The sequence below is a fragment of the Synechococcus sp. OH20 genome (genome assembly GCF_047502685.1).
Classification (GTDB): Bacteria; Cyanobacteriota; Cyanobacteriia; order Thermostichales; family Thermostichaceae; genus Thermostichus.
This window is the reverse complement of sequence record NZ_JANSIQ010000037.1, coordinates 91,728-110,093: the sequence shown is the minus strand read 5'-3', so window position 1 is coordinate 110,093 and position 18,366 is coordinate 91,728. Positions and strand designations below refer to the sequence as shown.

General features: G+C 59.9%; 17 protein-coding genes and 1 tRNA gene. 10 read left to right on the top strand and 8 right to left on the bottom strand.

Annotation, left to right across the window (positions count from 1 at the left end):
• Positions 1 to 47: 47 nt before the first annotated feature.
• Complete coding sequence (locus NW826_RS08560; RefSeq protein WP_414368718.1) at positions 48 to 1,763, top strand: HD domain-containing protein; 1,716 nt, start codon at positions 48 to 50, stop codon at positions 1,761 to 1,763.
• Positions 1,764 to 2,042: 279 nt separating this feature from the next.
• On the opposite strand, the gene NW826_RS08555 is transcribed toward NW826_RS08560, so the two are convergent.
• Positions 2,043 to 3,737, bottom strand: coding sequence for an S-layer protein (locus tag NW826_RS08555; RefSeq protein ID WP_414509901.1), 1,695 nt, complete (start codon positions 3,735 to 3,737; stop codon positions 2,043 to 2,045).
• A 308-nt stretch (positions 3,738 to 4,045) separates the two neighbouring features.
• Between NW826_RS08555 and psbE the strand changes: the two genes are divergently transcribed.
• The 8 genes from psbE (at position 4,046) to purH (ending at position 10,526) form a co-directional block, all read left to right on the top strand.
• Positions 4,046 to 4,291 (top strand): cytochrome b559 subunit alpha, encoded by a 246-nt coding sequence (psbE, locus tag NW826_RS08550; RefSeq protein ID WP_414335121.1) that lies wholly within the window; start codon positions 4,046 to 4,048, stop codon positions 4,289 to 4,291.
• 76 nt (positions 4,292 to 4,367) lie between these two features.
• Positions 4,368 to 4,499, top strand: coding sequence for a cytochrome b559 subunit beta (gene psbF, locus NW826_RS08545; protein ID WP_414335122.1), 132 nt, complete (start codon positions 4,368 to 4,370; stop codon positions 4,497 to 4,499).
• A 5-nt stretch (positions 4,500 to 4,504) separates the two neighbouring features.
• A complete protein-coding gene (locus NW826_RS08540; protein ID WP_011431223.1) occupies positions 4,505 to 4,630 on the top strand; it encodes a photosystem II reaction center protein L in 126 nt (41 codons plus the stop codon).
• Between the two features lie 140 nt (positions 4,631 to 4,770).
• Entirely contained in the window at positions 4,771 to 4,890 is a 120-nt protein-coding gene (locus NW826_RS08535; RefSeq protein ID WP_414335132.1) for a photosystem II reaction center protein J, read from the top strand.
• Between the two features lie 455 nt (positions 4,891 to 5,345).
• Positions 5,346 to 6,239 carry a 4-hydroxybenzoate solanesyltransferase gene (locus tag NW826_RS08530; protein WP_414509900.1) on the top strand — a complete coding sequence of 298 codons (894 nt, stop codon included), beginning with the start codon at positions 5,346 to 5,348 and terminating at the stop codon, positions 6,237 to 6,239.
• Positions 6,240 to 6,389: 150 nt separating this feature from the next.
• Positions 6,390 to 7,892: a hypothetical protein gene (locus NW826_RS08525; RefSeq protein WP_414509899.1), complete on the top strand. Its 1,503-nt coding sequence runs from the start codon at positions 6,390 to 6,392 to the stop codon at positions 7,890 to 7,892.
• 119 nt (positions 7,893 to 8,011) lie between these two features.
• Positions 8,012 to 8,827 carry a serine O-acetyltransferase gene (gene cysE / locus NW826_RS08520; RefSeq protein WP_414335125.1) on the top strand — a complete coding sequence of 272 codons (816 nt, stop codon included), beginning with the start codon at positions 8,012 to 8,014 and terminating at the stop codon, positions 8,825 to 8,827.
• A gap of 106 nt (positions 8,828 to 8,933) precedes the next feature.
• Positions 8,934 to 10,526: a bifunctional phosphoribosylaminoimidazolecarboxamide formyltransferase/IMP cyclohydrolase gene (gene purH, locus NW826_RS08515; RefSeq protein ID WP_414335126.1), complete on the top strand. Its 1,593-nt coding sequence runs from the start codon at positions 8,934 to 8,936 to the stop codon at positions 10,524 to 10,526.
• Here purH and NW826_RS08510 read toward each other — a convergent pair.
• From NW826_RS08510 to NW826_RS08500, 3 genes are all read right to left on the bottom strand, one after another.
• Positions 10,511 to 11,044, bottom strand: coding sequence for a pentapeptide repeat-containing protein (locus NW826_RS08510; RefSeq protein WP_414336441.1), 534 nt, complete (start codon positions 11,042 to 11,044; stop codon positions 10,511 to 10,513). The two genes, purH and NW826_RS08510, sit on opposite strands and share 16 nt — an antisense overlap.
• A gap of 103 nt (positions 11,045 to 11,147) precedes the next feature.
• The gene (locus NW826_RS08505) at positions 11,148 to 12,350 is read right to left on the bottom strand and encodes a carbohydrate ABC transporter permease (protein WP_414509898.1); all 1,203 of its coding nucleotides are present in this window, start codon (positions 12,348 to 12,350) and stop codon (positions 11,148 to 11,150) included.
• A 108-nt stretch (positions 12,351 to 12,458) separates the two neighbouring features.
• Complete coding sequence (locus NW826_RS08500; RefSeq protein ID WP_414509897.1) at positions 12,459 to 13,799, bottom strand: ABC transporter substrate-binding protein; 1,341 nt, start codon at positions 13,797 to 13,799, stop codon at positions 12,459 to 12,461.
• 231 nt (positions 13,800 to 14,030) lie between these two features.
• On the opposite strand from NW826_RS08500, the gene NW826_RS08495 reads away from it, so the two are divergent.
• Positions 14,031 to 14,264 carry a hypothetical protein gene (locus NW826_RS08495; protein ID WP_414509896.1) on the top strand — a complete coding sequence of 78 codons (234 nt, stop codon included), beginning with the start codon at positions 14,031 to 14,033 and terminating at the stop codon, positions 14,262 to 14,264.
• A gap of 22 nt (positions 14,265 to 14,286) precedes the next feature.
• On the opposite strand, the gene NW826_RS08490 is transcribed toward NW826_RS08495, so the two are convergent.
• The 4 genes from NW826_RS08490 to NW826_RS08475 all read right to left on the bottom strand — a co-directional run bounded on the left by NW826_RS08490 (position 14,287) and on the right by NW826_RS08475 (position 18,233).
• Positions 14,287 to 15,954 carry an ABC transporter permease gene (locus NW826_RS08490; RefSeq protein WP_414509895.1) on the bottom strand — a complete coding sequence of 556 codons (1,668 nt, stop codon included), beginning with the start codon at positions 15,952 to 15,954 and terminating at the stop codon, positions 14,287 to 14,289.
• A 41-nt stretch (positions 15,955 to 15,995) separates the two neighbouring features.
• Complete coding sequence (locus NW826_RS08485; RefSeq protein WP_414509894.1) at positions 15,996 to 16,997, bottom strand: ABC transporter substrate-binding protein; 1,002 nt, start codon at positions 16,995 to 16,997, stop codon at positions 15,996 to 15,998.
• A gap of 614 nt (positions 16,998 to 17,611) precedes the next feature.
• Positions 17,612 to 17,682: transfer RNA gene (locus NW826_RS08480), tRNA-Gly, on the bottom strand.
• A gap of 104 nt (positions 17,683 to 17,786) precedes the next feature.
• On the bottom strand, positions 17,787 to 18,233 hold the full coding sequence (locus tag NW826_RS08475) for a 2TM domain-containing protein (RefSeq protein WP_414509893.1): 447 nt from the start codon (positions 18,231 to 18,233) through the stop codon (positions 17,787 to 17,789).
• Between the last annotated feature and the right edge of the window lie 133 nt (positions 18,234 to 18,366).

Here is an 18,366-nt window from a genome sequence, read left to right as displayed (position 1 = left end):
GGGGGAAAGCACACAGTATTCTAGAAGTGTGGCAACCCCTTCGATTCATGGTCTCTTCGCTCGCCAACCTTGCCGAACGCTCTGCCGCCGCCTCTGAAGCGAAACCGGTCTCCTCTTCTGAATCTGGAGTTGCTCCGGTTATCGCCGCCATCGATGTGGGCAGCAACTCCCTGCACATGGTGGTGGTGCGCATCAACCCCCACATCCCCAGCTTCACCATCATCTCCCGCGAAAAAGCCACCGTCCGCCTGGGAGAGTTTTGCAGCCAGACAGGCGCCCTGACGCCTGCCGCCATGGAACGGGCGCGGGTGGCTCTGGAGCGGTTTTGCCGCCTTGCTGAAAGCTTTCAGGTGCAAGATATTGTTGCGGTGGCCACCAGTGCCGTGCGCGAAGCCCCCAATGGGCCGGAGTTTTTGAAGCGGATCGAGCGGGAGCTGGGCCTGCGGGTAGAGCTGATCTCAGGCCAGGAGGAAGCCCGCCGCATCTACCTGGGCGTGCTCTCGGCCATGGAGTTCCACAACCGGCTGCACGCGGTGGTGGATATCGGTGGCGGCTCCACCGAGCTGATTCTGGGCAACGGCCAAGAGCCGGAGTTCCTGCGCAGCATCAAGGTGGGAGCGGTGCGCCTGACCCAAGCGTTTTTGCGCCACGACCCACCCACCCCTGCCGAGCTGCAGGCCCTGCGACAACACATCCGCGGCATGCTGGAAGCTCCCATCGAGCAGATGAGGCGCATCGTTGCTGCTTCCCAACAGCCGGGATCCCTGACCTTGGTGGGCACCTCCGGCACCATCGAGTGCCTGGCCCAGTTGGATGCCCGCCGCCGGTTGGGTGCTCCCCCCACTCGCCTGCAGGGGTATGAGTTCAGCCTGGAAGCCCTGCGGGGCTATGTCAAAGAGCTGCGCTCTCTCACGGTAGCCGAGCGGCAAAAGCTGCCCGGTCTGGGAGAAAGACGCGGGGAGATCATCCTGGCCGGGGCGGTCATCTTGGAGGAGGTGATGAGCCTGCTGGGGGTGGAGCGGATCCAGTTTTGCGAGCGGGCGCTGCGGGAAGGGCTGATCGTAGATTGGATGATCGGCCAGGGGCTCATTGAAGATCGGCTGCGCTACCACAGCTCGGTGCGGCGGCGCAGCGTCCTCAAGTTGGCGGAAAAATATCAGGTGGAGATCCCCTATGCCGAGCGGGTGGCGGAGTTTGCCCTCAGCCTTTTCGATCAAACCCGCGGCATCCTGCACTCCTGGGGATCCCGGGAGCGGGCTCTTCTCTGGGCGGCCGCCATGCTGCACAACTGCGGCCACTTCATCAGCCATGCCGCCCACCACAAGCACTCCTACTATCTGATCCGCCACGGGGAGCTGTTGGGCTTTAACGAAGAAGAGGTGGAGGTGATCGCCAACCTGGCCCGCTACCACCGCAAGTCGCCCCCCAAGAAGAAGCACGAGAACTTCCAGCGCCTCAGCGACGAGCGGGATCGCCAAGTGGTGTTGGAACTCGGCCCCTTGTTGCGCATGGCCTGTGCTCTGGATCGCCGCCGCCTGCAGGCCATCCAAGGGCTCCACTGCCGCTTTCAGCTTCTGGGAGAAGGCCCCCGCCAGATGGAGCTGATTTTGGATCCCAGGCATCCCAACGACGACTGTGCCCTGGAGCTGTGGAGCTTGAACGAGAAGAAAAAGGCCTTCGAGCAACAGTTCAAGCTGCAGGTGATTCCCAAATTATCCACCCAGCTTCAGCGCAGCGCGGATCCCTTTGAGGCAGCCGTCTAGCCAAGGGGCATATAGTCGTTTCAAACAAGACGAAGACACTTTGCCACTGGCCCTCACCCCCAGCCCCTCTCCCAGAGGGAGAGGGGAGTTAGAGCGGCGCGTCAGCGACAGCATTGCGTAGTAATGACGACGCAGAGAAATGTTTCATTGCCATTTGAGATGGCTATAACTACCAAGCTGCCGGTGAACGCCAATAGCTGGGCAATCGGATCGTATTCCTTTAGCTACCGTTTGCACCAGCGGGATAAGGCTCTCGCGATGCTGCGCGGCAAGTTTTGCTCAGGGAGCGATGGTGATCGGCGAGGGGCTGGTTTGGGTGGCTCTTTGCCCGCCCCGCTCCAGGATCACCTCGATGAGGCCGTTGTTGACCGGCTGCATGTTGAAGGGCAGTTGTTGCTGGGTTTCATAGAGGCCGGGCGCCACCTCCCGCATCTCCACCTCTGGCGTCACCCCGACGATGCGAAAAGCTGCCCGCCCCCCTGGATCCCCTCGCATCGTCACTTTGAGGATCTCGCCCATGCGCAGGCTGGTGCTGTTGGTGGTAATGCTAAAAATCTGAGGCGGCCCAGCAGCGACAGGCCGAGAAGCTGGCTGAATGGTGGAGCGGGTTCCCTTGGATCCATCGATTGCAAAAGGGAAGATCTCGCGGTACTCCTGGCTGAGGCCGTCTTTGCTGAGCACAATTCGCAAAACAGGGTTGCTGGCTTGGTGGGTGGGGGCCACCACGTAGGTGCCCTCGTAGTGGTTGGGTCGCACCTCCCGCATCGGCTGGTTCAGGGCCAGATTCCCCAAATCAAACTGGGCGATCCCTCCCGAGTCCCCCCAGATGGCAATGGTGAGGATATCCCCTTCCACTAGGTCGCGCTGGGGATCCAGTCGAATCGCCTCAATACGTGGAGAGCGGTTGCCGGCTGCGGTCAGAGGAGCGGGGGTAGCCGGCTGCGGCAAAGGGACAGAAGCAGGTAACACCGGTTCTACCGACGGGGGAGCGACATTGCCCAGGGCCAGTTGAGGGAGCCGCCGCTGAACGCGGGTACTGACTCCATTGAGACTCAGTTGGATGCGGATGTCGGGGCCAAAGGCACTGTCTTGAGGGCCAAGGGTGTAAACGGCGCGGTAATAGCCGGGCTGCACTTCTTCCATGGGCAAACCCCGCACCAGGTCGCCAATATCCACCGTGGCCCTGCCGTTGGGAGTGCCCTGGGCCTCAACGGTCAAGGCTTTCCCTGCCGGCACCACTCCCGACTCAGGGATAACCCGCGTTTGTGAGATTTCGGGTTGGACGGTCTCAGCCACCGCAGCGGGAGAAGGTCGCAACTGCGCCACCGGAGGCGACAAGGGTGGAAGCTGACCGCGATACACCAACGCCTGATGTAACAGCACCGCCCCCTCAGCTCGGCTCAGCACCCGATTGGGCCGCAGCCGGGCGGGATCCGGCACATTCACCAATAGCCCCGCTTCACCCGCCATGGCCACAAAAGCCCGCCCTACCTCCGGCACCTCAGCAGCATCGCTGTAGAGAGCCATCCAGCGCTCAATATCGGCCTGGTTGGGAGCAGGCAGTTGCAGGGCCCGCACCAAAATGGCCAGGGCTTCCAGGTGGGTGAGATCTCCTTGGGGACGAAACTCGTTGCCTTCGTACAGGCGCATCGCCCCCGCCTGCAACACCGCCTGGGCCGTCCAATAGTCGGGGGTATTGGGCTCGAGATCGCGAATTTCTTGCACCTGGTTGGGGTTGGGGATGTAGCCGAAAAACTCCGTCAGCCACTGGGCCAATTCTAGTCGGGTGAGAGTGGCCGACAGCGGCTCCTGGGTGAGCACCAGATCCGTCTGACGCTCCAGCGCCGCCACGTAGGCATCGGCCCAGGCCAGCGAGGCTTGCTGCTCCACCCCTTGAGACCAAGCCGGCAGGTTGACGCTCGACCAGCCCAGCGTCCAACACAAACTCAGAGCTAGGGGCCACGAGCACCGCATAGCTGTTACTCCTGTTCCGTTGACATCCCCTCAGGGCCAGCTTATCTCAAACTTCCGCCGTGTCCTCAAGCCTTCGATACCAGTTGGGATTGCGCCCTTTGGCAGTGGGATTCTCAAAACTCGAGTGCAAAAGCTCGCCGCAGGGATCCACTAAGAGATTTTACCTATGCGGGTGAGATCTGGCCTGGCGGCAAAGGGCCTGAGCAATTGCCTCATAACTTGTAGTTGTGCATCCAAATCCTTATCATTGTGTTATAGACTCGGAAAGTTCAGAAAGCACTTTTGCCCTTACCCCAGGGAGGAGTTTCATGGCTGGCAGCACCGGAGAGCGACCTTTTGCCGACATCATTACCAGTGTCCGCTACTGGGTCATTCACGCACTGACCATTCCCGCTTTGTTTTTGGCAGGCTGGCTTTTTGTGAGCACGGGCCTGGCTTATGATATTTTCGGTACCCCGCGTCCCAATGAGTATTTCACGGCAGAGCGGCAGGAGCTGCCGATTGTCAGCGACCGCTTCAATGCTCTGGAGCAGTTGGAGAGGCTAGCTCGCTAGGAGGGGCTGCGGGCAGGCAAGCCACTTGTTGTTTCAATTTGTAAATAAATCGTTTTTTTTGCGTAGGATGAGACCTATGGCCAACAAATCTGACGAACCTGTTTTCTACCCTGTTTTTACCGTCCGTTGGCTGGCGGTGCACACTTTGGCGATCCCAACTGTTTTCTTTTTGGGAGCTATTGCTGCGATGCAGTTTATTCAACGGTGAACCCAATGGCTGATCAACCCGAAAAGAATCCCAACACCCAACCGGTGGAGCTAAACCGCACTTCCCTGTACCTGGGTTTGTTGTTGGTGTTCGTGGTTGGGCTGTTGTTCTCTAGCTACTTTCTCAACTGAGGCCAGAGTTACATTATTCTGCTCTTGGGGTTGAGAGAGGGCAAGAAGGAGCAACGTTGGCTTCTGGCTGGCCCTTATTTCTTTTACTTGAGGCTGCAATTTCTGCCAGTTTTGTCTTTTTCTATTGGAGACCAGTTGCTATGACCAGTCAAGCAAGGATTCCTCTGTGGATAGTAGCCGTAATTGCCGGTTTGGGAGTGCTCACTGTGGTCGGGCTTTTCTTCTACGGTTCCTATGTAGGCCTAGGCTCGAGTCTGTAAGTTTGAGGCTTCTTGTCTTGGGTTAGTGCTACACATCGCTAACGCGAACAATATCCCTGAACCCAGCAAATAGTAGGATAGCCTCACATCGGCTGCGCTATAGTGTGAGGTGTGGCTGAACGAGCCTTCCGCTACCGCTTCTTCCCAACTGCTGAGCAAGAAACCCTGGGCTGTGTAAGGGGAGTGACCTCAATGTAGGACACACCATGACCGGGATATCAATGCTGCCATCAACCTTTTGGCTGCTGGACAGTCGGTGACAGTCTGTGGAGTGAGTGTAAGACCTGATAGACATGAGTCTAGAGGGCAACTACGAAAAACTCGCAGGGGAAGGAAGCGGAAACCCAGATCGTGAAGTCTGGGAATCTCCCCTCTACGGCTCGTCGGGGCCTAGCGGGAGAGGATGTCAAGCCCACACCCCTCGGCAACTCACGCTTTTGGGCCGGAAACTGGCTATGGCTGCCCCACTCTGGGCCACCGGCGGGGCCGTTCTGCGGCTGCTGCGCTGGCACAAGCCGGCAGGGCGATTGATTTTGATGATCCCGGCCCTGTGGGGGGCCTTTTTGGCCGGGCGGGGAACGCCCCCCTGGCCGTTGATCGGGATCCTGATTTTGGGCAGCTTGGCCACCAGTGGAGCGGGCTGTGTCATTAACGATCTTTGGGATCGGGATTTGGATCCACTGGTGGAGCGCACCCGCAACCGCCCCTTGGCCAGCCGGGAGCTGACGGTTGGCGTCGGGATCCTGATGGCCCTGCTGAGTTTGGCCTGCGCGGCAGGGCTGGCGCTGTTTCTCAACCCGGTCAGTTTTGCCCTTTGTGTGGCGGCAGTGCCGGTGATTCTGCTCTATCCGGCGGCCAAGCGGGTGTTTCCGGTGCCCCAACTGGTGCTGTCCCTGGCCTGGGGATTTGCCGTGCTCATCAGTTGGACGGCGGTGAGCGGTCAAGACCCGAACACGCCCCTATGGGAGGAAGGGTTGGGCTGGCTGTGGCTGGCCACGGTGTTGTGGACGTTGGGGTTTGATACGGTCTACGCCCTCTCGGATCGGGAAGACGATGAACGGGCCGGGATCCACTCCAGCGCCCGTTTTTTCGGGCGACAGACGCCGACGGCGGTGGGACTGTTTTTTTTGGGTGCCGCCATCGCTCTGTTGGGGGTGGGGATCAGCCTGAGGTTGCACTGGGTTTATTTCCTCAACCTGGCCATTGCTGCCCTCCTCTGGGCCCGGCAAACCTGGCAGCTTTACCAGGTCAATCCCCCTCCCACCCTGTACCCGGCCATCTTCGGCCAAAATGTGGTGCAAGGGTTTATCCTGCTGGCGGGGATGATCGGGGGATCCTTATTGGCCTAAGGGATCCTTTTTCAAGCTCGTTGGATTGGGATTATTGGGGAACCTGAATTTGCAGGCCCTAGATCCCGGCAGCCTGCCAACCAGGCGGAGGCGGCCCGTGTCCACAAGCAAACTGTACAATGACGACAACTCCAAGGATCTCAGCCCCCGATGGCCCTCCTGAGTGGCAGCGAGCCGCCCTATGACATTCTCATCCTCTCAAACGGCCCTGGAGAGCTGACCACCTGGGTGCGTCCAGTCGTGATGGAATTGCGACAGCAATTGCCTCAGGCGCGCCTCTCTCTGGTGCTTGCCCCTTGCCCCCATGCTTCCGGGCAAGAGATGAGCATAGCCCAAGCGTTTATCGACGTGGATCGGGTACAGGATCCCGATTTTTTTCTGGCTTTTTTGCTCACCGGCCAAACCGAAGAAGCCTGGGATTGGGCCAGGCGAGGGGTGGTGCTGTTTTTGGGGGGGGATCAGTTTTTTGCCGTCTGGATCGCTCGCCGCTTGGGCTATCGACTGGTGGTCTATGCTGAACATCGGCCCCGTTGGCGACCTTGGGTAGACGCTTTTGCCCTGCGAACAGAGGCGATCAAACGCCGCTACGACGGGGGACGCCTCCTGGGCCACCGCTGGGCCCAGAAGATGCACGTGGTCGGGGATTTGATGGCGGATGGCGTGGCCAGCGCCGTCTATTTGCCGGGGGTGCCCCTTCCCGGCTGGCTTGGCAGCAGATCCCCACAGCCGCCTGCCGCCAAACCGACGGCGGGTTTTTCTTCCCTAACTCAAGTTTTCGGCCCGCTCCAAGAGGCATCTCCCAGCCCTGTCAGTGGGATGGAGCCTGCCAAGACCGCGCTGGAACGGGTGGAGCACCGCTGCAGCGATGGAGAATGGCTACCGCGTGGCTGGCAGCGCCTGAGCGATGGCAACCGCACCCACTATCAGGTGGGATTGCTCCCCGGCTCCAAACCGGCCAAGCTTTCTCTGGGGGTACCGCTGGTGTTGGCCGTAGCCGATGAGCTGCGACAGATGCTGCCCAATGTCCGCTTCGTGATCCCGGTGGCCCCAGGACAAACGCCTCAGTCGCTGGCCGGCTATGCCCATCCTAAGCTCAACCCCGACATGGCTGTAATCTATGGCACCTCGGCCATCCTGGAGCAAACCAATCTGGGCTCCCAATTTGTCACCCCCTTTGGCAGCATTGTGCAATTGTGGACAAGCTTTCCTGCCTATTCTGTGCTGGCCAACTGCGATCTCTGTCTGACCACTGTTGGTGCCAACACCGCCGAGCTGGCCTATTTGGGGGTGCCGATGGTAGTGGTGATCCCCACCAACAAGCTGGAGGCAATGCGCGCCTGGGATGGGATCCTCGGCCTGCTGGCCCGCCTGCCTGGCCTGGGTACGGGGTTGGCTCGCCTTATCAACAGGATTGCCCTGCGGTGGCTAAACCACTTGGCTTGGCCGAACATCTGGGCCGGGCAAGAGGTGGTGCCGGAGTTGCGGGGCCATTTGCGCCCGCTGGCCGTGGCCGAACAACTGCGAGTTCTGTTGGAGGATCCCCAACGACGCCAGCAGATGCAGACGGAATTGCAGCGGCTGGGGGGAAGGCCGGGAGCCGCGCAGGCGATTGGGCAACTGGTGGCTCAGCAGTTGGGTAGAGGCTTGAGGTAGAAGGAAGCTTGCTTGAGCTTAATCCGGCAGAGATCCCCCTTGCGCGGGAGATCGCTTCTGGCTGCTGGCAAAAAATGCTAGAAGGGGAAGCAGTGGAGGTTCCTCAACGGAGACCATTCATGCTGACAAAGGCCAATCGCGTCAGCGAGACGGAGTCCTCGCAGCCGGCGGTGGAAAGCTCCCAAACTGAGGCGAGCGATGCTCTCCCTTCCGGCAAGCCGGAGCCAAAGCTGGGGTTTTGGCAGCAATTTTGGGAAGATGTTGATTGCGTCTTCGAGCGGGATCCGGCGGCGCGCAATCGCTGGGAGGTGATTTTCACCTATCCTGGCGTGCATGCTTTGTTTCTGCACCGCATCGCCCACTGGCTATGGAAACGGCGCTGGTTTTTTCTGGCGCGGGTGATCAGTTTCTTCGCTCGTTCTTTCACCTTGATCGAAATTCACCCGGCAGCCCAGATTGGGCGGCGCTTTTTCATCGACCACGGCTGTGGGGTGGTGATCGGCGAGACGGCGGAGATTGGCGACGATGTTACCCTTTACCACGGGGTCACTCTGGGAGGTACCTCTTGGAGCAAGGGCAAGCGGCACCCCACCCTGGAAAACGGAGTGATTGTCGGCACGGGGGCAAAGATTTTGGGGCCGGTTCGCATTGGCGAAAAAGCCCGGATCGGGGCCAACGCGGTCGTGATTCAGGATGTGGCTCCCGGCATGACGGTGGTCGGGATCCCAGGGCGGGCGGTCATCCCACCCCATCAACGCCGCATCCCTGCCCATGGCATCGACTTAGACCACCATCTCATGCCCGACCCGGTGGGGCGCGCTATCGAGCAGTTGCTGCACCGTATCCAAGACCTAGAAGCCCAAGTAGCCCGTCTCAACCAAGAGCGGGAAAAAGCTCGGCAGGATGAGGTTGGCGGCGGCTCAGAATATTCTTAGCAAGAGAGGTGTTGGTCTGTAAAAATCCAAGTCACTCGGAAGATGGGGCGGCTGACGCGGTATGCTGTGGGGGCGCTGAGCTGTTTTTGACTGATCACGCCGTCCGATGCTGCTTCAGAATCCTGTAGCTTTGTTGAGTGTTTCCGACAAGACCGGGCTCATCCCGCTGGCCCAGGCCCTTGTCCAGGAGCACGGCTTTCAACTGCTCAGCAGCGGGGGCACGGCCAAGGTGCTCTCAGAAGCCGGGATCCCGGTCACGCCTGTTTCGGCCCACACCGGCGCGCCAGAGATCCTGGGGGGACGGGTGAAGACGCTGCACCCCCGCATTCACGCCGGCATTTTGGCCCGTCTGGATCATCCCGCAGACCAAGCGGATCTGGAGGCGCTGGGGATCCCTCCCATCCAACTGGTGGTGGTCAATTTCTACCCTTTTGAGCAGACGGTAGCGCAGGCAGAGGTGTCTCTGGCGGAAGCTTTTGAGCAAATCGATATCGGCGGGCCCACTTTGGCGCGGGCGGCAGCCAAAAATTATCCCTACGTTACGGTGCTGACGGATCCCAGCCAATATCCCCGGTATTTACAACTGTTATCCGGCGGGGATGGGGAAACGGAGCAGTTGGCGTTTCGCTTTCAGTGTGCCCGTCGGGCTTTTGAGCAGGTGCTGGCCTACGACCGCGCCATCGTCAACTACCTGGCCCGGCAGTCTCAAGCTCCCCCGACCGCTCCCGAACCTGTTTTTCAACTGCGAGGGATCCCCTGGCAGCGCCTGCGCTATGGGGAGAACCCCCACCAAGCTGCCACTTGGTACGTGGTGGATCCGGCTGCCCCCGGCTGGCATCGGGCCCAACAATTGCAAGGGAAGGAGCTAAGCTACAACAACCTGCTGGATCTGGAGGCGGCCCGCGCTCTGGCGGCGGAATTGAGCCTGTGTCTGGCCGGCGAGCACGACCCCGGACAGGCGGTGGCGGTGGTGGTGAAGCACAACAACCCCTGTGGCGTGGCTGTGCGCCCATCGCTGGCTGCTGCCCTGGAGGCGGCGCTGGCTGCCGACCCGGTCTCGGCCTTTGGGGGCATCGTCGCCCTTACCCAAACCTTGGATCGGGAGACCGCCCAGCGCCTGGCGGAGCCTTTTTTGGAATGTGTAGTTGCCCCCGCTTGCACCCCAGAGGCGGCTGAGCAGCTGGCGGCCAAAAAAAACCTGCGGGTCTTGGTCTTGCCGGACTTTTGTGTGGGGCCGGCCCAGACCCTTCGCACCCTGGCCGGGGGCTTCCTGGTGCAAGAGGCGGACCGGCTCCAGGGATCCGACCGCCAACAGTCCTGGCGGGTGGTGACCGAGCGCCAGCCCACCCCGGCAGAGTGGTCAGATCTGGAGTTTGCCTGGATCGTTTGCAAGCACGTGAAATCCAACGCCATTGTTGTCGCCCGGCAGGGACAGACGATGGGCATTGGGGCCGGCCAAATGAACCGGGTGGGGGCCGTGGAGATCGCCCTCAGGCAGGCCGGCGCGCGGGCGGCGGGAGCGGTTTTGGCCAGCGACGGCTTTTTCCCGTTTGCCGACAGTGTGGAGGCAGCCGTCCGGGCCGGGATCCGCGCCATCATTCAGCCGGGAGGCAGCATTCGGGATGCCGATTCCATCGCTGCCGCTAACGCTGCCGGTATTGCCATGGTCTGCACCGGCAGGCGTCACTTTTTGCACTGAGGGCAGCCCAAACTCTCGCAAGTGGCAACGCCTGTCACGGGGTGGGATCCCTCGGCTCGCTCGCACAACTGCCGCAGAGCCGCCCGATCCACGTAGGCCTCGCTGAAATCGGCGCCGGCAATCTGCGCCCCCTGCCAAGCCGCTCGCGCGGCAATCGCCCCTGTAAGGTTGGCCCCCCTGAGATCGGCTCCGGCCAAATTGGCCAGATCCAAGAGGCTATTGCTCAAGTCGGCGCCCGACAGATTGGCCTCTGCCAGATTGGCTTTGGTAAATGCCGCCCCCGCAAGGTTGGCCCCATGCAGATCGGCGCCCTGCAAGTTGGCCCCGACAAAGCTGCTGCCCCGACAATCTTGGCCGGACAAATCCTGACCCTGCAGATCGGCATTGCTGAAATTGAGACGGGTTTGGCTGCCTGCCGGGGCTCCCCAGAGGAGCCACAGCAGCAGAATGGCCGCCAGCAAGATGCCCAGCTTCCCGAAGTTGCGCCGGCAGGTCGAGGGGTTGGATTTTGCAGCCATTGGGGATCCCTAGATTGCTCGGCCACCATTCTTGCCGATTTTCTTCTCGCTCATCACACAGGGGCTGCTGCAAACTTCGATGCACCTCCCCTTGCAGCAGAGATTATCCGCCGTAGGTCACATTCCGCTCGGTGGTGCGAAATTGCAGGATCGTCAGCCCCACCACAATGAGAAACAGCACAATGGATTGCGCAGCAGCCCTGCCCAAATTTCCCGAAGACACTCCAATTTTGTAGATCTCGTAGATCAACACCGAGGTGGATCCCGAAGGGCCGCCGGCAGTCAGCAAATCAATGGTGCCAAAGATATCGAAAAATGCATAGGTCATGTTGGTAATCACCAAAAAGAAGGTGATGGGGGAAAGCAGGGGTAGGGTAATGGCAAAAAAGCGACGAAGAGCGCCGGCTCCGTCAATGGCAGCCGCCTCCAGCAGATCTTTGGGCAGATTTTGTAGACCGGCCAGGTAAAACAAAATGTTGTAGCCCATCTGCTTCCAAACGCTGGCAAAGATCACCACCCAAGGGGCCAAGTTGGGATCCCCCAGCCAATTCAAACGTGGGATCCCTACCAGCCCCAGTAAGTAGTTGGCTACACCGCCCAAGGGGTTGAAGATGATGAAAAAGATGATGCCGGCCACCGCCGGCGAAATGGCATAGGGCCAGATCAGCAAGATGCGATAGATCGCCGCTCCGCGAATGGGCTGGTAGGCCAACGTGGCGATCAACAGGGATCCGCTCAGTCCCAGCACCACGATGGCCGCCGAAATGGCAAAGGTAATCCCCAGGCTGCGCAGATAGGTGGCATCCGTCAGCAAGGCAGTAAAGTTATCCACACAGACAAAGCGGCTGCGCGGCGCCCCCACAAAGGTGAGCAGGGTGGAAAGGCGCAGGGTATCCAGCCCTGGGTAGTAGAGAAACACCACCAAGATCGTGAAGGTGGGCAACAGAAGCAGCCAGGCCAGCCACCCCTGCTTGAAGATACCCCTCTCTTGGGGAGTTGCTCTTTGGATCCCCAGGCGGCGCTCCTGTTCCTTGCGGATCCACGCCAGCAGCGGCCAGAGAGGGATGGCCATGCCCGCCAGCACCAGCCCCACACCAAAAACCAGGTCGATGACCTTGCGCTCCGGCGCAAAGGTGCAAAAATCCAGCGGCACCATGAAGATCAGGGATCCCAGCCCTCCTGCCAGCCCCCCCAGAGCCGCCCCCAGCAGCACAGGCCGCTCGATACGCCGAAAACGGGATCCCACCCAGAGGGCCCCTATCAACCCCGCCAACAGCGGCACCAGCACTTGGATCCATTGCCCCATGTTCTCTCTCCCCTCTAACCTTGCAAAAGCCAGGAAAGGGGCAGGTCGCCGCCCACCCCCTATCCTCGATTTCGCCGTCAATCTGGCGGCATCCCAGCTCCTAACCAATTACTGATAGAGGGAGTTGTACTCGGCCAGCAGGCGGTTGGCAGTCTCGTTGGCCTTGGCCATGGCTTGGGCCGGATCCCCGCCTTTGAGCATGAGATCCTCCATGGTTTGGGTGACCACATTGCGAATCTCGGGAAAAGCCCCCAACAGCGCCCCACGGGTGGCAGGAGTGACCTTGGAGTTGTTGATTTGGTCGCTGGCGGTGAAGAAGTTGGGGTTTTCCTTGAACCAGCCCTGCGACTCCAGCAAGGCTACCGAGCTTTTGCGAATGGGCAGATAGCCGGTTACCTTGTGCCATTCGGCAGCATTTTCGGTGTTATTCAGCCACAACATGAAGGTCAGCGCCCCCTCTTCCACCTCTTTGGGCAGATCCTTCACCAACCAAAGGCTGGCGCCCCCAATCAAGTTCCCCGTCCAACCCTTGTCGGCGTTGTAGGGCATGCGGGTGGTGACCAGCTCGATGTTGTTCTGCTTGGCGGCGTTGGTGATGTTGGCCGCGTCGGCGCTGCTGGTGATGGCCATGGCAACGGTGCCGGTTTGGATGGCCTGCTCCGTGGCCGCCCAATCCCGCTGCTTGCCGCTGTAGATGTAGTAGCGTTTGTCGTACATCCCTTTCCACCAAGTAGCAATGGCTACTGAAGGCTCCGAGTCCAAAAAGACCTGGGTGGCCCGGGCGGCACGGCCATTTTCGTTGTTGGCCAAGAGAGCATCTTGCTGCGCCATCCACTGCTCGTAGAACCAGCCGTGGTTGGGCCAGGTGACGCAGCCCTGAGGAGCGTCGGGAAGCGCCATGATCTTCTCGCAGGCGGCTTCCAGCTCCTGCCAGGTGGCCGGCGGCTTCTCGATCCCGGCTTTCTTCAAAATGGCGGTGTTGGAGTAGAGGATGGGGCTGGAGCTGTTCCAGGGCATGGAGGTGAACTTGCCGTCCAGGGTGTAGTAGCTCACCACCGGCTCGATAAAATCGTCGAAGTTCACCGGGATCCCGTTCACCTCGGTGCGGTTGCCCAGCGCATCGGCGATAGACTTGAAGTAGCCGAAATCCCGTGCCCGTTGGGTGCCCACCTCAAACCACTGCACCACCGAAGGAGCTGCATTTTGTTGAATAGCCAGGTCGGTGGCCTGTTGAATTTCTTCGTAGTTGCCGTAGCCCTCAACAGTTACGTTGTACTGAGGAAATTGCTTGTTAAACTCTGCCGCTTTTGCGCGGGCCCAATCGAGACGGTTATCGGTAAAGGCAATCCAAACTTTGACGTTGGCAGGAGACTGGGCAAAGCTGTCGGCAGCCAGGAAGGCAGCCACCAAGCCAGCGGCGAAAGCCAGGAAAGTACGACGGGTGTTCATAGAAAAAGGCAGTTGCACTCGCTAAAGGCACATCCGAGAATACTGCACCGACATTAAGAGCAGGTTATATCTGGCCGGGATCCCCCCAGAAAGTGAACCCTCAGGCCGCAGTCAGAGTCAGATGAAATGAGCGCCCAGCCCAGGTTATGATTGGCAACTTCTCAAGGGGTCTCGAACATGAAAATGATGAAAAATGCAAGCTTTTGCCTGTTATTGGTTACTGCTTTACTAATGGCGCTTGCTCCCTTTGCGCAGGCTCGCCCCCGTCAACGCGCCCACTCCGGCACCTACACGCGCAGCGGGCCAAGCGGCAGAGCCGGTAGTGGCACCTATTCCGGCCAGGGATCCCCCGGTCAAGGGGTGGAAGGGGACTATTCCGGCCAAGTGACCACCCAACAAGGCCAGACCTGGAACCTGAAGGGGCAACCCATCCGTCGCACCACCACCATCAACCCCCATCCGTGAAGGATCCGGAGGGATCCCCTGCTCAAGGCTGCCCGACCTGCCGCCGCAGCGCCTGGATCCCTGCGGCTAGACCCAACAGGACGATCAGCAGCAGGGTGCTCAGGGCCGCCGCCTGGTGGGTGTAGCCCCCTTGTTGCAAGCCAAAGATGAGCCACCCAAAGGTTTCCGAGCGGGAGGTTACCAAGAGGGCAGAGAGGGTCAGCTCGGCAAAAGATTGCAAAAATACCAGCAACACTGCTGCCGTCAAGGTCGGCGCCAGTAGAGGTAGCAGGATGTAGCGAAAAGTTTGCAGCAGGGAGGCCCCGTCAATGCTAGCCGCCTCCTCCAGGCTGGTGTCCAGGCTGCGCCAAGCAGCTTGCATCGGTTGCAGCGCCAGGGCCAAGAACCGCCCCAGATAGGCCATCAGGATCAGCCATAGGGTGCCGTAGAGGCTCAGACCCGGCAGGGGAGGCGGCAACCACACCAAAATGAGGGACAACGCAAAAATCAGGCCCGGCAGGGCATAGGGCAAGTCCACAATGAAGCTGAGCAGCGCCAGCAGCCGTACTTTCAACCGGGTCAGGGCATAGCCCAAGATCGTCGCCATCCCGCTGCAGAGCAGCGCTGCTCCTCCCGCCAAGCCCAAACTGTGCAGCGTGGCGCGGCGGGCCCGCTCCAGCTCAAAAAGAACCAGGCGGAAATGCTCCAGCGTCAGGTTAGACCAGACTAAGGGCAGGCCATAGGCCCGCAGCAGGGCAGTTGCAGCCATGGCCAGCAAAGGCCCGAGAATGAGCAGCAAGGCTGCGGCGAAGAGGATCCCGCTGAGCAGCCAACCCAGCCAGCCCAAGCGATAGGGATCCGGAGGGGCCTCGCCTGGATCCAGCCCCTCCTGAGGCTGCTGTGACCAGGCCAAAAAGAAGAGGGCCGGCAGGCCAAAGAGCAACGCCAGCGCCGCGCTGCGCCCAAACCCATCCCCGCCGAAGTTGATCACCTCTTGGTACAGCAGGGTGGGCAAAGTCAGGTAGCGTCCTGGGATCCCCAGCAAGGCCGGGATCCCGAAATTGCCCCAGGCCCCCAGGAAGGCCAGCGCCGCCGCTGCCGCCACAGAGGGCCGCAACAGGGGCAGGGTGATGAAGAGCCAAACCTGCAGCAGGTTTGCCCCATCCAGTTGGGCCGCCTCCTGAGCTTGCCTGGAGAGCCGGCTCAAGCCCGCCACCAGCGTCAGGTAGGCAATTGGCAGCACAAAAAGAGCCAGCAGCAGAATGATCCCCCCCGGCGTGTAGAAGCTCCACAGGGATCCCTGCTTCCCCAAAATCCAGCGCAGCCCCTGCTGCAAATAGCCCACCGGCCCGGCCCATTGGATCCAGGCCAAGGCCAAAACCTGGGGCGGAACCACGAGGGGAGATAAAAAGAGCACCCGCAGGATGCCGCGGCCCGGCAGATCTGTCTGGGTGGTGAGCACCGCCAGCACCAGGCCGCCGACCAGCGCTAATGCGGCTGAGACCGCCGACACCCAGAGGCTGTGGCCCAGCGCCAGATGGACGCGGGGCGTTTCCAGCAACCAGCGGATGTTCTCAAAGGAAAGCCCTTCCCCTTCGCTGCTCAAGGCTCGCTGCAACAGCTTCCAGAGGGGATAAGCGTGGGTCAAAGTCAAAAGGCCCGCTACGGCTACCAGCCAGGGGATGATGGGGTGCCTTAACCCTTTACTCAAGCCCTCCCCCAGAAACGTTAGACCACGCCTTTGGATCCCACCTATTCCTCAAACAACTTGGCAAAGCGGGCCTTGTCGGCCTCGCGGCTTTCGGCCAACTCCGCTGCCGGGGCGCTCAAGATCTTCAGCTCGCTCAAAGCGGGGAAACCTTTTGGCGGCGTCACACCCTGCCGCAGCGGCATGTAGCCCATCTCAGCAGCGACCTCCTGCCCCTTCTGAGACAGCAAGAAGTCCACAAAAGCCTGGGCAGCTTCCAGGTTGGGCGTTCCTTTGACAATTCCCACCGGCTCGGTAATCACCGGCACGCCCTCCTTGGGATAGGCCACCTCCACCGGGGATCCCTCGTTGCGGCTGCGAATGGCAAGAAAGTCCACCACCATACCGTAGCTTTGTTCACCGCTGGCGACGTTACGGGCCACAGCGCCATTGCCTTGCACCAGCACGGTTTTATTCTTTTTCAGAGCTTCGTACCACTCCCAGCCCAGGCCAGGGGTGCGGGTGATAACTCCCAAGTTGTAAGCAGCAGCACCCGAATAGGTGGGGCTGGGCATCACCAGCTGGCCTTCCGGAACCTGGGCTAGGGCTGCCCAGCTAACGACAGGCTGGGCTTTGGCCGTGTTGTAAACGATCACCGTGGCCAGGATCTTGGTGCCGAAGTAGTGGCAGTCTGGATCGTAGTAGGTGGCGGCGATGGCCTTGGCTTCAGGGCTGCAGTAGGACTCCAGCAAATTGCGGGATTTCAGCAACTCAAAAGTAGGCGCATCGGCCACCAGCAACACATCGGCTTGGGAACTGCCCTTTTCTGCTTCCAGCAAAAAGCGGCTGATCACCTCCTCGGTGCCGGAGCGAAAGATCTCCACGGAAACTTCTGGATAAACTTCTCGAAACGCAGCCACGGTTTTCTGAGCGTCTGCATCGGGTTGGGAAGTGTACAAGCGCAATGTCCCGGAAGGCTTGGCCCAGGCTGGGTTCAGGGATCCCCACGCAAAAGGCTGGGCAAAAGCCACGCTGCAAAGCACCGCCAACAGAGATAGAGGACGCACGGCGATTCTCCTAACCACTCCGAAATTGGGTCTTGTGTTCACTCTCACTTTACTACCGATCTGGCACATCGGATTTTCCCTTATTTCCGGGGTGGAGTACAGCTCAGAATATCTATACCTCAACAACAATGATCCAAAAGTTATCTGCAAGTTATTTTGGGATTAAGCTTTGATTAACAAAAAGTTGCCGGTCAGATTGTGGGAGGAAGGAGCGCATTTTGGTTCAACAGCTATGCTGTCTTTATACTTCGGCCGCAGGGATCTGAAAGCAGCTTCTTCATCCAACTCCTCATCGAGAAGCTCAACCAAGACAACCAGCTTCCGACTTCACCCGCCGTCCGACCGCCGTGTCCTGGATCCCGGTGGACAACCGCTACTGCTTCCCGTGGTACGTCCACGTCAGGTGTAACGCCTGTTTGTCCACTCGGATATGCACCAGCGCCTTCTCAGTCATCTCGCACAGCCCTCAGCCTTGCGGCCTTTTTGCGGCTACTTTTCACCCCCAACTTACCCCATTCACCCCTAACTCAAACGCACCCTCAACTGAGGTTTTAGGTCTGAAAGGGCTTATCTGGAGCCAGTTTTGCGGCTTAGTTCAGGATCTACCGGCTGGAAGCGGGCGGACGGAATCGAACCGACAACAGCAGTTTGGAAGACTGCGGTTTTACCATTAAACTACGCCCGCACAGATATTCACCGATGCCGGATACCTATGGTAGCATCTCTCGTGGGCATCTCCTCTCCCCTCAGGGTCTGGAGAGCAATCTGTCCCCATCGGCGGAACGGGGCTTACCTCTTGAGGTGGAGATCTTTTTGGAGTTTCTTCTGCCACTGGCGGAACTCTTTCTCGTAGCGTTCCCCCTCTGTCTGGTAGGCGTTCCAGCCCTTAAGAGAAACTGTCAAGCCCCAGCCCATGAGTATAAACAGCGACCAAGATAGCCCACCGCCGGAAAGCCAGTCCAAGCCCAGCAAAAAGCTGTTGACAATTCCATAGCGACCCAGCAATTGGTAGAACTGCTGACGGCGGTAGCGCTGAAATTCGCGATGTTGGCTGTTCAGCTCTTGCCAAGCCTTCCATTCCTGCTCGGCCAAGTCCAGCTCTTGGGGTGAGATCCCCAGTTCGGCGGCCATCTCCTGCAATTGGGCGCGGGTAAACTCGCCCAGGCGCGGCTGGCGGGCAATGGCCCGCTGGAGGATCTGCTGCACGTCTTCTTGGCTGTACCGGGATCCCGACATTTGGCCAGCTTACACACAACTTTGCAAGCTTTATGACTCCTTAGTTTAAGGTAGCCGGATCTTGCGCCTTATTAAACTCCCCCTGCTGCAGGATCCCAACCGCTAGACTAAACCTAGACTGCCAGCCTTCTTC